The 14,028-nt window shown below is 63.3% G+C and carries 13 protein-coding genes; all 13 read left to right on the top strand.

The features are described from left to right. Positions 1-4: 4 nt before the first annotated feature. The 13 genes from AYR47_RS27150 to AYR47_RS27090 all read left to right on the top strand — a co-directional run bounded on the left by AYR47_RS27150 (position 5) and on the right by AYR47_RS27090 (position 14,028). Positions 5-430 carry a pilus assembly FimT family protein gene (locus AYR47_RS27150; RefSeq protein ID WP_033901699.1) on the top strand — a complete coding sequence of 142 codons (426 nt, stop codon included), beginning with the start codon at positions 5-7 and terminating at the stop codon, positions 428-430. Then, positions 427-759 carry a type II secretion system protein gene (locus AYR47_RS27145; protein WP_061449051.1) on the top strand — a complete coding sequence of 111 codons (333 nt, stop codon included), beginning with the start codon at positions 427-429 and terminating at the stop codon, positions 757-759. Before AYR47_RS27150 ends, AYR47_RS27145 begins: the two co-directional genes overlap by 4 nt. Then, positions 756-1,325, top strand: coding sequence for a prepilin-type N-terminal cleavage/methylation domain-containing protein (locus AYR47_RS27140; RefSeq protein WP_033901697.1), 570 nt, complete (start codon positions 756-758; stop codon positions 1,323-1,325). Before AYR47_RS27145 ends, AYR47_RS27140 begins: the two co-directional genes overlap by 4 nt. Beyond that, positions 1,322-2,023, top strand: coding sequence for a hypothetical protein (locus AYR47_RS27135; RefSeq protein WP_033901696.1), 702 nt, complete (start codon positions 1,322-1,324; stop codon positions 2,021-2,023). Before AYR47_RS27140 ends, AYR47_RS27135 begins: the two co-directional genes overlap by 4 nt. Continuing rightward, positions 2,020-3,012, top strand: coding sequence for a PilN domain-containing protein (locus AYR47_RS27130; RefSeq protein WP_061449050.1), 993 nt, complete (start codon positions 2,020-2,022; stop codon positions 3,010-3,012). The genes AYR47_RS27135 and AYR47_RS27130 overlap by 4 nt, the downstream gene beginning before the upstream one ends. Further along, on the top strand, positions 2,987-3,589 hold the full coding sequence (gene gspM / locus AYR47_RS27125) for a type II secretion system protein GspM (RefSeq protein WP_033903056.1): 603 nt from the start codon (positions 2,987-2,989) through the stop codon (positions 3,587-3,589). The genes AYR47_RS27130 and gspM overlap by 26 nt, the downstream gene beginning before the upstream one ends. Then, a complete protein-coding gene (locus AYR47_RS27120) occupies positions 3,586-4,104 on the top strand; it encodes a hypothetical protein (RefSeq protein WP_061449049.1) in 519 nt (172 codons plus the stop codon). Before gspM ends, AYR47_RS27120 begins: the two co-directional genes overlap by 4 nt. A gap of 5 nt (positions 4,105-4,109) precedes the next feature. Next, positions 4,110-6,221, top strand: a complete 2,112-nt coding sequence (gene gspD, locus AYR47_RS27115) for a type II secretion system secretin GspD (RefSeq protein WP_061449048.1) — start codon at positions 4,110-4,112, stop codon at positions 6,219-6,221. 1,127 nt (positions 6,222-7,348) lie between these two features. Beyond that, entirely contained in the window at positions 7,349-9,742 is a 2,394-nt protein-coding gene (locus tag AYR47_RS27110) for a TonB-dependent receptor plug domain-containing protein (protein ID WP_061449047.1), read from the top strand. 16 nt (positions 9,743-9,758) lie between these two features. Then, positions 9,759-10,724, top strand: coding sequence for an amino acid ABC transporter permease (locus AYR47_RS27105; protein WP_033900055.1), 966 nt, complete (start codon positions 9,759-9,761; stop codon positions 10,722-10,724). Beyond that, entirely contained in the window at positions 10,717-11,490 is a 774-nt protein-coding gene (locus AYR47_RS27100; protein WP_061449046.1) for an amino acid ABC transporter ATP-binding protein, read from the top strand. Before AYR47_RS27105 ends, AYR47_RS27100 begins: the two co-directional genes overlap by 8 nt. Positions 11,491-11,508: 18 nt before the next feature. After that, positions 11,509-12,432, top strand: a complete 924-nt coding sequence (locus AYR47_RS27095) for an ABC transporter substrate-binding protein (RefSeq protein WP_061449045.1) — start codon at positions 11,509-11,511, stop codon at positions 12,430-12,432. A gap of 12 nt (positions 12,433-12,444) precedes the next feature. Continuing rightward, entirely contained in the window at positions 12,445-14,028 is a 1,584-nt protein-coding gene (locus tag AYR47_RS27090) for a flavin monoamine oxidase family protein (protein WP_061449044.1), read from the top strand.

Here is a 14,028-nt window from a genome sequence, read left to right as displayed (position 1 = left end):
CGCCATGTTCCAGCGCGGTTTTACCCTGCTGGAGATGCTGGTGGTGATCCTGTTGATCAGCCTCGCCGCCAGCTTGCTGGGGCTGGGCGTGCGCCAGGGCCTGCAGGCGGCGAAAGAACGCCGTGCGGTAGGGCAGATGGTGGAGGCGCTGCGCACCACGCGGGCCGGGGCGATAGTCAGCGGGCAGGCGGCGCGCACGTCGTTTGATCTGGCGGAGCGCACGTTCCAGGCGCCGGGGCGTGCGTTGCAACGTTGGCCGTCCGAGCTGCAAGTGACGCTGCACACTGCGGAACAGGTGGGCCCTGGCGTCGAGTTCTATCCCGACGGCAGCTCCACCGGTGGCAATCTGTTGGTGGCCAATGGAATCCGGCGTTGGCGCATCGATATCGGCTGGCTCACCGGCAGCGTGCAATCCAAGGCGCTGCCATGAAGCGGCAAGGCGGTTTCACGCTGCTGGAAATGCTTGCCGCACTGACGCTGATGGCGGTGTGCAGCACGGTGCTGCTGGTTGCCTTCGGCCAAAGCGCGCGCTCGTTGTCCCAGGTGGCCCACAGTGATCGGCTTACCCATGCGGCGCTGACGATTTTCGATCAAGAGGCAGCAGGGCGATTGAGCAACGGCGTCAGCCAGGGCGAACTCGATGGCATCCGCTGGCAACTGACCAGTACCCGACAACAAACCCATATTTTTCGCCTCGACCTGGTCCTCAGTGAGGGCCCGCACCAGGCCCGTTTCAGCACCTTGAAGGCGCGCCTGTGAAACGCCGCGAGCAGGGCTTTACCTTGCTGGAAATCCTCGTGGTGCTCAGTTTGTTGGGCGTTTTGCTGGTGCTGGTTGGGGGCGCATTGCTGGGTGCCAATCGTGCCGTGTCCAAGGCCCAGGCGTATACCGTGAGCCTGGATGAAGTGCGCGCCGCCCAACAGTTTTTGCGTACGGCGATCAGCGAGGCGTTGCCGCTGGCGGTGGGTGAGGGCGATGGGTTTTTTGTCGGCACGGCGCAGCGGCTGGAATTCGTCTCGACCTTGCCCGGTGTGCTCGGTGGTGGGATCCACCGGTTCAGCCTGCAACGGGTCGAACAGACGTTGCAGGTCGGTTTTTCTCAGCGTGAACCCCAGGTATTGCTGAGCAACCTCGGGGGCGTGCAGTTCAGTTATCGCGGCGTGTCTGCGCTAGGTCAGCCCACCGGTTGGGTCAGTGACTGGCCATGGCCCAGGCGCCTGCCTGTGGCCGTGCGCATCGCCGCCAACGTCGATGGCCCGGTGCCCTGGTTGACCCAGGTGATTGCCCTGCGCTTGAACCTGTCCAGCGGGAGCGTGGAAGAATGAGGCGCCAACGCGGTGCGGCCCTGCTGCTGGTGCTGTGGGTGCTGGCGTTGCTCAGCGTGTTGCTCGGCGGCCTGGCCGGCTGGGTGCAGCTGGAAAGCCGCCAGGCCTTGTGGCTGCGCCAGCACACACAGACCGTGCTGGCCGCCGAAGCCGGTATCGCCCTGGTCATGGCCGACCGGCGCTGGGTGGCCGATGGTCGCGAGATCCCCCTGACGTTTGATGATGCCCAGCTGCACGTCAGCCTGCGCAGCGAACGCGGCAAACTCTACCTGATCAACGCGCAGGCGCAGGATTTCACCCGCCTGGCTCTGGCCTGCGGCGCCACCCCGGCCCAGGCGACGCAACTGTCCAAGGCCCTCGACGCGCGCCGCCAACAAGGCCTGGCGCCGTTCCGGGTGCTGGAAGAAGTGCGCCAACTGCCCGGCATGACCCAAACCCTCTACAGCCAGTTGCTGCCCGAGATCACCTTGTGGAGCGACCTGGATCGCCCCGATCCCGCCTTCGCCAGTCCGCTGATGCGCAAGGCACTGAACCTGGCGCACCAGAACGCCGAAGGTGCCGATCCGGGCGAAGTACTCGTCGTCGACAGCCGCGCCGAGCGCCCCGGCGGTTATCAGGCGCGGCTGCAAGTCACCGTTTTATTGAGCCCAACGGAGGACAGCGCACAACCCTATCGGGTGTTGCGTTGGCAAGAATGAATCGACTGGAACCCATCGCCCGGCACTGGCGTGGCAGCCTGCTGCAACAGGGTTGGCGCTTGTGGCTCGCGGAGCTGCGCGCCTGTGTGCCGAGCTGGCTGGCACGACCAGAACCGCCGGAGCAGATCCATCACTGGCCGTTGGCGGCGCCGGTCGTGGCGGGCAGTACGCGCCAGGTGTTGATGCTCGGCGCGGATGACGTATTGCTGCAACACGTGCAACTGCCTTTGGCCGCCGCGCGTAACCTCAACGCGGTGGTGGGTTATGAGCTGGACCGCTACACCCCGTTCGAGGCCGACCAACTCTACTTCGTCGCGCGCCAGGAACGGCGCACGCCGACGCACCTTGAGGTCACGCTGGTGGCGATCCTGCGCGAACGCCTGGACCCGATCCTCACCGACTGCGCTGCACTCGGCCTGCACCCCCATCGCGTGGATGCGGCCAACCTCGGCATCGACCTGCTGCCGCCGCCGCTGCGCCCGCGCCAGCGTCCGCCGGGCATGGGTTTGCAACGCAGCCTGCCGTGGTTGTGCGGGGCCTTGCTGATCGCGGCGATGCTGCTGTGGCTCAACGACCGTCAACGTGTCATCGACGCCATGCACGCCAGCGTCCAGCAACAGAAAGCCGAGGTCGCCGAGGTGCATGCCCTGCGCCAGCAACTGCTCAATACCCGTGGCGCGGCCCAGTACCTCATCCGGCGCAAACTGGCGCAACCGCCCCTGGCCGCGCTACTCAACGACCTGACCACTTGCCTGCCCGCCGACACCTGGCTGGATCAGTTGGACGTCAAGGACGCCGAGATTTCCCTCTCAGGTCAAAGCGCCAAGGCCAGCGCACTGATTACCCGCATCAAAGGCTGCCGCAGCCTGGAGAACGCCCAGTTCGAAGGGGTGATCCAACCCGATGCCCGCACCGGCAAGGACCAGTTTGCCTTGCGCGCCCACCTACGCCAGGAGGCCGCCGATGCGCCGACCCCTCACGCCCCGTGAACGCCGCGGCACTGCCTTGCTGGTGTTGGCGTTGGTGCTCGGCACGGCCTACTGGCTGCTGGTCGACAGCTGGTTCGCCGGCCCCCTGCGCGACATGGGCGAACAGGCCGAACAGTTGCGCGAGCAACAGCAACGCTACGCCGGCGTGTTGCGTCAACGTGATGCGCTGCGCCAACAGCTTGAGCAAGCCCGCCAGGACCCCGCCAGCAGCACCAGTCTGTTGCCGGGGGATGACCCCGACGTGGTGGCCGCCGACCTGATGCAGCGCCTTGCCGACCTGATCAACAGCCACGCCAACCTCGGCGGCGGTTGCAGCCTGACCCAGCGCAAGCCCATCACGCCGGAGCAGGACGACGGCGAGCCGTATCGCCAGGTCAAGGTCAGCCTGACCCTCGATTGCGCCATCGAACCCCTGGAAGCGCTGTTGCATGAGCTGGAGTATCAGCCGCCGTTCTTGTTCGTGGATGAACTGCGTATTCGTCGCAGCCAGCAGGCGCCCGCCAATGGCGGTGCAGGCAAGTTGGTGGTGCACCTGCTGGTGCGCGGTTACCTGCAACCGGCGCGGGTGACGCCATGATCAGCAGATTACGCCCCGTGGAGTGGGGCCTGCTCGGCTTGTCGGGATTGCTGGGCGTGTTGATGGCGGTGATCCTCAGCAGCATCGGTGATGAGCCGCAATGGCTGCCTGACGCGCCCACACGCGCCCATCCCACCGCTCAGGTGCAGGTCGCGCCGAGTGTTCCGCTGGAACACCTCGCCGCCACGTGGCAGGCGCCGTTGTTCAGCCCGGATCGCAGCCCGGATCGCGTCGTGGGCAAAGCCCAGGTCACCAGCCTGGCCAACCTGACCCTCAGCGGCATCATGATCACCGGCAATCTGCAAATGGCCATGCTCAAGCAGGCCGACGGCCGCGCCCTGACGGTCCGCCTCGGCCAGGCCTTGCCCAACGGCTGGCGCCTGGACCACCTGACTCCGCAATCCGCCCGATTCAGCCTGGACGGCCGCACGCAAACCTTGAGCTTCTACGCCAAGCGCCTGCCGCCGCCGTCCACCCGGCCCCCCATTACTTTGCCCCGCGAGCCTCTCCCTTGATCGACATGCGCACCTCAACGTTTTGCCTGGCGACCGCTCTTGTCCTGAGTGGTTGTGGATCCTTCCCCGACCGCCTCGATCCGGACGACGACCTGCTGCACGAAGCCCTGCAAGGCACCGGCTCGCAACGCCCGCCGACCGAGCAAACCGTGGCGGACAGTCCACCGCCTGCGGTTAAAACGCCAACGCAGCGCCAACTGATCCGTGGCAACCAACAGTTCGTGCGCGCGCCGGCAGCGCAGCCGGTGGCGAAAGAGGAGGGTGGCGATATCGTCTTCAACTTCGCCGACCAGCCCATCGAAGCGGTGATCAACAGCGTGATGGGCGACCTGCTGCACGAAAACTACAGCATCACCCAGGGCGTAAAAGGCAACGTGAGCTTTTCCACCTCCAAGCCGGTGGACAAACAACAGGCGCTGTCGATCCTCGAAACCCTGCTGTCCTGGACCGACAACGCGATGATCAAACAGGGTGATCGCTACGTGATCCTGCCCGCCGGCCAGGCCGTAGCGGGCAAGCTGGTGCCGCAGATGAGCGTGGCGCAACCGTCCAGCGGCCTGTCGGCGCGGCTGTTTCCGTTGCGCTACATCGCTGCCACCGAGATGCAGAAATTGCTCAAGCCGTTCGCGCGTGAGAATGCATTTTTACTGGTTGATCCAGCCCGCAACGTGCTCAGCCTGGCCGGCACCCCGGATGAACTGGCCAACTACCAGGACACCATCGACACCTTTGATGTGGACTGGCTCAAGGGCATGTCGGTGGGCGTCTTCGGGCTGCAACGGGCTTCCGTGGCTGAGTTGATGCCCCAGCTGCAAAGCCTGTTCGGTCCTGACAGCGGCATGCCCCTGGCCGGCATGCTGCGTTTTTTGCCGATTGAGCGGACCAACTCGGTCGTGGCGATTTCTTCCCAGCCGCAGTACCTCAGCGAAGTAGGCGACTGGATCCGCACCATCGACGAGGGCGGCGGCAACGAGCCGCAGATGTATGTCTACGACGTGCGCAACATGAAGGCTGCTGATTTGGCCAAGTACCTGCGGCAAATCTACGGCACCGGCGCGATCAAGGACGACACACCGGCGAAGGTCGCGCCAGGCCTGCGCACGACGACCCTGTCGTCGCTCAATACCGGCGGCCTGCAGAACAACCCACCTGCCGCCGAAGCGCCGGAGCCGGAAGAGAAGGAAGTCGCCCCCACCAACGCCCTCGAAGCCGGCACCCGCATCACCGCGCAAAAGAGCAGCAACCAGTTGCTGGTGCGCACCCGGCCTGCGCAGTGGAAAGAGATCGAAGCAGCAATCAAACGCCTCGATAATCCGCCGCTGCAAGTGCAGATCGAGACGCGCATTCTTGAGGTCAAGCTCACCGGTGAACTGGACCTGGGCGTGCAGTGGTACCTGGGGCGTCTTGCGGGCAATTCCTCCAGCACCACCGTGGCCAATGCTTCCGGCAGCCAGGGCGCGCTGGGCGGTGGTGGGGCGGGGCTGGGGGCGACGGATTCGTTGTTCTACTCGTTCGTCAGTTCGAATTTGCAGGTGGCGTTGCATGCGCTGGAAACCAATGGCCGCACCCAGGTGTTGTCGGCGCCGTCGCTGGTGGTGATGAACAACCAGCCGGCGCAGATTCAGGTGGGGGACAACATTCCGATCAACCAGACGACGGTGAATACCGGGGATGCGGACACCACCTTGAGCAGTGTCGAGTATGTGCAGACCGGGGTGATTCTGGATGTGGTGCCACGGATCAATCCGGGTGGGTTGGTGTACATGGATATTCAGCAGCAGGTCAGTGATGCCGAGAGTCAGAGTGCCAATAGCGACACGCCGGTGAATCCGCGCATTTCGACGCGTTCGGTGTCGACGCAGGTGGCGGTGCAGAGTGGGCAGACGGTGTTGCTGGGGGGGCTGATCAAGCAGGACAACGGGGAGAGTGTGAGTGCTGTGCCGTATCTGGGTCGGGTGCCGGGGTTGCGGTGGTTGTTTGGGACTACGAGCAAGTCGAAGGATCGGACGGAGTTGATTGTGTTGATTACGCCTAAGGTGATTACCAGTAGTGGGCAGGCGCGGCAGGTGACGGATGATTATCGGCAGCAGATGCAACTGTTGCGGCCTGGTAGATAGGTTGTTTGGTGTACATATCCGTTATTTGGGTAACGGCGGCCTATGGTTCCGCTCTTACAGCGGGTCACTTTTGGAAAGGCCCAAAAGTAACCAAAAGGCCTTCGCCCCAACACTCGGTGCCTCGCCTAGGCTCGGCATGCCCTCACTCCGGCTTGAATCCGTGGGCCGCCGCGATGGGCCATCCTTGGCCCAGCGCGGCTAACCCGGCGTCCTGCCGGGTTACCCACGGATTCAAGCCTGCGTTCGGCCAGCGTGTTTGACGGGGCGCCTAAGATCGAAATCAAAAACAACCGCGGCGGCCTTCGAGCCGACCGGTATTGTTTGGTCGAACTCGGTCAAATGTGGGAGCTGGCTTGCCAGCGATGCAGGCGACTCGGTACATCAGGCATACCGAGTTGATGCCATCGCAGGCAAGCCAGCTCCCACAGAAAGCAGATCTAATTCAGCTCTGGCTCTGGCTCTGGCTCTGGCTCTGGCTCTGGCTCTGGCTTTGCTTTAGATCTTGATTTTGATCTTAGGCGCCCCGTCAAACACGCTGGCCGGAATTCGATAGGGATTTGGGGGGTAAACCGGCAGGGATGCCGGTTTAGCCGCCCCGCGCCATGGATGGCGCGTGGCGGCGGCCCCCCAAATCACTGTCGGATTACGGGCATACCGAGCCTAGGCGAGGTACCGAGTGTTGGGGCGAAGCGTTTTTGGTTACTTTTGGCGCTCTTCCAAAAGTGACCCGCTGTAAGAGCGGAACCATAAGTAGCCGTTACCACAGCAACGGATATGTACACGTACCTAGCTGCAAAAAAACATTACCAATAAGAATAATTCTAAAAAGAAATAATGAAATCTGAGAATATTAGCTTATACCCAAATAGCATTATATTTTTAAAATCCATTCCGTTATGTTTGAACTCAACAGCCTACCCCTGACCTCGGATGGTACCAATCTAGATTCGGATTCTGCGCTGACACCCCCGCAGCAGAATCGTTGGAAGGGAGTTCAACGCATGTTGCCAATTCAAACCTCGCCCCACACCTAGCTTCCCAAATCGCCCGACACCCCAAAAAAAACCGAGCACCGCGCCCGCCCGCGTGACTGCCCGACTCCGCGATTTGGAAACGCAGGAATACCTATGAAGCGAGCCCTACAACCCACCGCCGCACTGGCCCTGGCCCTCCTGGCCAACACCTCCCAAGCCCAGGACGACAGCACCCTGTCCACCGTCGTAGTCACCGGCAACCGCGGCGCCGAGCAACGCACCGTCACCAGCAGCCCGGTGCCGATCGATGTGGTCAGCGCCAAGCAACTGCAGAACACCGGCAAACCCGGCCTCATGGAAGCCCTGAGCGCCGTGATTCCATCGCTGACCCTGCCGGAAAAAACCGGCTGGGACGCCAGCGGTATCGCCCGCGCCCCGAACCTGCGGGGCCTGAGCGCCGCCGAAGTGCTGGTGCTGGTCAATGGCAAGCGCCGTCACACCGCGGCCACCCTAAATATCAATGGCATCAATACCGGTGCGGCCCCGGCCGACCTGGACCTGATCCCCATCAGCGCCATCGACCACGTGGAAGTCCTGCGCGACGGCGCCGCCGCGCAATATGGCTCCGATGCTATCGCCGGGGTGATCAACGTGATCCTCAAGGCCGACACCAGCGGCACTTCGGTGACCAACGTCGGCCAGGGGTATGACGGCAAGAAACAGACCGTGCAACAAAGCCTCAACAAGGGGTTCGAGATCGGCAACGGCGGCATTGTCCAACTGGCCCTGGACGCCCGCAGCCAGAATGACGACAACAAGGCCAGCGCCAACGGCTACACCTACGCGCAAGCCTACGAGCAAGCCGGACGCTCGACGTATGGCGGCTACGGCACGCCCAAGACCAACCTGCTGACCCTGGGCTACAACGCCGAGTTGCCGATCGACGACAGCTTCAGCCTGTACTCCTTCACCACCTATTCTCGCCGCAAGGCCGAGCAGGGCCAGAACTTCCGTCTGCCGACCATCACTAACACCATCACCACCGGGCCGAACGGTTACCCCGGTGGCTACACGCCGACCTGGTTCATTGATGAAGACGATTTCCAGGCCGCATTCGGCGGTAAAGGCACGGTAGGCGAGTGGGACTGGGACCTGTCCACCACCTATGGGCGCAACGACGCGGAGCAGGGCACCACCCACAACCAGAACCCATCGCTGGGCGAGGCCACGCCGAATCACTTCACCTCCGGCACCTGGATTTCCACCGAGCTGACCACCAACCTCGACTTCAAGCGCGGCTTCGATATTGGCCTGCAAAAGCCGTTGGACCTGAGCGTCGGTTTCGAACATCGGCGCGACACCTACGAGGTGCAGGCCGGCGACTATGAGTCCTATGCCAATGGCGGCTACTGCGTGGCGCCGGGCAATTGCGCGTCGTCGGGCGCGCAGGTCACCAACGGCATTTCGCCGGATGAAGAAAGCAGCGCCTCGCGCAACAGCCTGGCCAGTTATGTCGATGTGGGCTTCAACCCAGTGCCGGACTGGTACGTCGGCACGGCGTTTCGCTATGAGCACTACAACCAGGGCGTCGGCGCCACCCGCAGCGGCAAGTTGACCACCCGCTATGACTTCAACCCGCAATTCGCCGTGCGCGCCACGGTGAGCAACGGCTTCCGCGCGCCGTCTTTGGCCAACAGCCTGTTCAGTGCGCGCTCGACCACCTATGGCGTGGTCGACGGCGTGTATCAGTCGATCAACTATGGCGTGTTGCCCGTGGGGTCCGGTGCCGCCCAGGCGCTCGGTGCCCAGGAGTTGAAGCCGGAGCGCTCGACCAACTTCAGCCTCGGTTTCACCCTCACGCCGACTGATCGCTTGAGCTTCACCGCCGATGCCTACGTGATCAACCTGCGCGATCGCATCACCCTCACCGGTACCTTGCTCGGCTCCGAGATCACCCAGGTGCTGCAAGGCAATGGCATCAACTCCACCTCCGGCGGCCAATACTTTATCAACGGCGCCGACACTCGCACCAAAGGCCTGGACCTGGTCAGTAACTACAGCCAGGACCTCGGCCAGTATGGTGCGGTGAAGTGGACCGCCGCGTTCAACTGGAACCAGACGCGAATCCTCAACTACAAGGAGTCCACCAACATCCTGGGCACCTCCTACGAGTTGATGAACCGCGAGGCGCGCAACCTGATCACCGGCGTGCAGCCCAGCACCAAGCTGATCCTCGGTGGCGACTGGAGCATCGACCGCTTCAACGTGAACCTGGCCCTGACCCGCTACGGCTCCTACAAAGAGGTCAACTCGTCGGCCAATCGCGACCTGGACCGTATCTACGCCGCCAAGTGGATCACCGACCTCGACCTTGGCTACAACCTCACCAAAGACCTGAACATCGCTGTCGGCGCCAAGAACCTGTTCGACATTTACCCCAAGAAACAAGGGGTGCCGAGCAGCACCATGGTCAGCAGCTATGGCGTCTATTCGCCCTACGGTTTTACCGGCGGGTACTACTACACCCGCTTGACCTATGCCTTCTGAGGCCGAGGAATTCACCATGCCCATCGTCGCCAAATCCTATGACCTGATTGACTCGCCCAGCCCGGTGCGCCAGGCCCGTGTCTCCACGCCGATCAAGGCCCTGCAAGTGGTGCCCGCGCGGCATCCCTGGCGCTGGGCCGGGTCGATCTTCGCAGCGCTGGTGCTGCTGGCCATCGTGCATTCCCTGGCGACCAACCCGCGCTGGGAATGGGGCGTGTTCGGCCAGTGGTTTTTCTCGCCGTCGGTGCTGCGTGGGCTGGGGCAGACGCTGCTGCTGACGCTGTTGAGCACGGTGTTCAGCATCATTCTCGGCACGGCGCTGGCGTTGGCGCGCCTGTCGGGCTCACCGCTGTTGGCGGCGTTGGCCTGGGGCTATATCTGGTTCTTTCGCTCGATGCCGGCGCTGCTGGTGCTGATCATCCTGTACAACTTTGCCTACCTGTATGACCACATCGTGCTCGGCGTGCCGTTCACCTCAGTGGTGTTCGCTGAGTGGTCCACCGTAGACGTGCTCAGCCAATTCACCGTGGCGGTGTTGGGCTTGAGCCTGATGCAGGCGGCGTACGCGGCGGAGATCATTCGCGGCGGGCTGATCGGTGTCGATGCCGGCCAGCATGAAGCCGCTGCGGCGTTGGGTTTACCGGCCTCACGACGGATTTTCCGGATCATCCTGCCCCAGGCGCTGCGTTCGATCCTGCCGTCGGGGTTCAATGAAATCATCGGTTTGGTCAAGGGCACCTCGATTGTCTACGTGTTGGCCTTGCCCGAGCTGTTCTACACCGTGCAGGTTATCTACAACCGTACCCAGGCGGTGATCCCGCTGCTGATCGTGGCGACGGTCTGGTACTTGATCATCACCACCGTGCTGACCAGCGCGCAGTACTACGTCGAGCGCCATTTTGCCCGTGGCACGGCACGGGTGCTGCCGCCCACGCCGTTGCAACGCATACGCCGCTGGGTCAAGGAGAAAACCCATGAGTGAAGCTCGCGCCGGGCGCATCCAGATCCAGGGCGTGGGCAAGCGCTTTGGCAACCAACAGGTGTTGAAAGACATCGACCTGACCATCGACCCCGGCAAGGTCACGGTGATCCTCGGGCCGTCCGGCTCGGGCAAGTCGACCTTGCTGCGCACCATCAACCATCTGGAGAAGATCGACAGCGGGCATATCACCATTGACGGTGAATACGTTGGCTATCGGCGCAAGGGGGACCTGCTCTACGAGCTGAAAGAACGCGAGATTCTCAAGCGCCGCATCGACGTGGGTTTTGTGTTCCAGAACTTCAACCTGTTCCCGCACCTCACCGCCTGGGAGAACGTCGCCGAGGCGCCCCTGGCCCACAAACGATGGAGTAAGTCCGAAGCCCAGACCAAGGCGGCCGAGCTGCTGGCCAAGGTCGGCCTGGCGGACAAGGTCGATGCCTATCCGCGCCAGCTCTCCGGCGGCCAGCAACAGCGTGTCGCCATCGCCCGCGCTTTGGCGCTCGACCCCAAAGTGCTGCTGTTCGATGAACCCACGTCGGCCCTCGACCCGGAGCTGGTGGGCGAAGTGCTCGACGTGATCAAGGGCCTGACCCAGTTGGGCGTGACCCTGGTGATCGTCACCCACGAAATCGGCTTTGCCCGTGAAGTGGCCGACCACGTGGTGTTCCTCTGCGACGGCCAGTTGATTGAAGAAGGCCCGCCTGAACAGATTTTCCGCCAACCCCGACATCCCCGCACTGTGGCCTTTCTCGGCAAGGTGCTTTAGTTCAAGGAGTGACTGCCCATGCTTATCTCTACCGCTCGTATCGCCCTGTTGACGCTGGCCGTCAGCACTGCGCAAAGCGCATTCGCCGTGCAACAGGTCGACCTCAGCCCCGACCGCCCGCGCATTCATGTACCGCGTAACGAAGCGGCCATCGCGCAGATCCCGCCGGGCTTCAAGTTTGCCCAACCGGGCAAGTTCACCGTGGCCGTGTCCGGTGTGGCCGGGCCGCCGCTGGCGCTGCTGGCCAATGACGACAAGACCACCATCGGCAGCGAGGCCGATACGGCGCAGTTGGTTGCTGACAGCCTGGGCCTGCAACTCAACGTGGTGCAGACCAGCTGGGAAGACTGGCCCCTGGGCGTCAGCTCGGGCAAGTACGACGCGGTGATCAGCAACGTCACGGTGACCGAGGCGCGCAAGAAGCGTTTCGACTTCGCGACTTATCGCCAGGACGTGCTCGGGTTCTATGTGAAGAGCACCAGCAAGATCAGCGCGATCAAGCAGGCCGAGGACATTGCCGGGCTGAAGATCATTGTTGGTTCCGGCACCAACCAGGAAAAAGTCCTGCTGGCCTGGAACGACGCCAATGAAAAAGCCGGGCTCAAGCCGGCACTGTTGCAGTACTTCGACGACCAGGCCGCCGCGCAACTGGCGGTGCAATCCGGGCGCAGCGATGCGCTGTTCGGGCCCAACTCGGTGTACGCCTATTCGGCGGCAATCACCGGCGGTATCAAGCGGGTCGGCACGGTCAATGGTGGCTGGCCTTTGAAAGCGGATATCGCGGTGACCACGCGCAAGGACAACGGCCTGGTCAAGCCGATCCACACCGCCCTGGAAGGCGCGATTGCTGGCGGTCAATACGAACAGGTGCTGCAACGCTGGGGCCTGGATATCGAGCGCGTCGACACGTCGCTGATCAACCCACCGGGCCTGCCGGATTAAGGAGCATCGAACATGGGACTGACACGACGTGAAGCGCTGTCGAGCATTGCTGCGGTAGGCGGCGAACAGGCCGTCAAGGAGGCATTGGCGGCATTGGGGTTGGGCCCGTCGTCACACCGCCGCCCGCAACCGCTGAAACTCAAGGCGGGCATGGGGCAGGGCACCCGCGTGCTGGTGTTGGGCGCCGGGATCGCGGGGCTGGTGACGGCACTGGAACTGACCCGCGCCGGGTTCGAGGTGCAAGTGCTGGAGGCGCGTGACCGTGTGGGTGGCCGCACTTGGACCATTCGCAATGGCGATCGTGTGGATTACAAGGACGGCCGCACGCAAACCGCCACCTTCGACACAGGGCATTACTTCAATGCCGGGCCGGCGCGGATTCCCAGCCAGCACCGCACCATTCTCGATTATTGCAGCGAGTTGGGCGTGCCGCTTGAGGTGCTGGTCAACAGCAGCCATGGCGCCCAGGTGCGGCCAGATGTGAGCAAACCGGCATTCACGGTGGGCCAGGCGATCAATGATGCACGGGGGCAGGTGTCCGGGTTGCTGGCCAAGGCGGTGCAGCGCGATGCCCTCGATGATGTGTTGAGCGCTGAGGAGCGCACGCGGCTGTTGGCGTTCCTGCAGGTGTATGGCGACCTGTCACAGGCGCTGGCCTTTGAGGGCACGATCCGTTCGGGGCACCTGGAGTCGCCTGTCCATCCCGGCGCCTTGCCCGCCAGCCGTCGCCCGTTATCACTCGATCAACTGCTGCACCCGGAACTGTGGGGCGCGTTACTGCACACGGAATTCCCGGAGTTCTCCGCCACCATGTTCCAACCGGTCGGTGGTATGGACCGCATCACGGATGCCTTCTACCAGCGCGTCCAGGGGTATGTGCAATTGGGCGCCCAGGTGCGGCAGATCCGTCAGTTGGAAGACGGCGTAGCGGTGACGTATCACGACAAGCTCAGCGGTCGCGAACAGGTGGTGCGCGCCGATTACCTGATCTCGACCTTGCCGCTGCCGCTGCTGGCCAAGCTCGACACCGACGTCAGCGACCCGATCAAGGCCGCCTTGCTCAGCACCCGCAGCGACCAGGCGACCAAAGTGGCGTGGCAGTCACCGCGATTCTGGGAAACCGACTACCGCACCTACGGCGGCCTGTCGTGGATCGAACACCCGGCACGCCTGCTGTGGTACCCGAGTAATGACCTCAATACCCGCGAAGGCTTGCTGGTAGCGGGCTACGTGACCGGCGAGGGCGCCGACGTATTTGGTGCGCAACCCTTCGACCAGCAGTACGCCACCTCGAAAGAGGCCGTGGAACTGCTGCACCCCGGTTATTCCAAACACTTGCGCAACCCGCTGGCAGTGTCCTGGGAACAGATCCCCTACAGCGAAGGCCCGTGGCTGCAACGCGAACACTTCCCGGCCGACGCCAGCGCCTTGCTCGAAGCCGGCCACGGCCGTGTGTATTTCGCCGGCGATGGACTGGTGCAAAGCGGCGTAGGCATCTGGCAGGAATCGGCGGCCAACTCGGCGCGCCATGTGGTCGGGCAACTGGCTGAACGGGTTACCCACCAACAGCACAGCGCGGCACTTGCCGCGTCATAA

Source organism: Pseudomonas azotoformans (assembly GCF_001579805.1).
Taxonomy (GTDB): Bacteria; Pseudomonadota; Gammaproteobacteria; order Pseudomonadales; family Pseudomonadaceae; genus Aquipseudomonas; species Aquipseudomonas azotoformans_A.
This window is presented reverse-complemented; position numbering and strand designations above follow the sequence as displayed.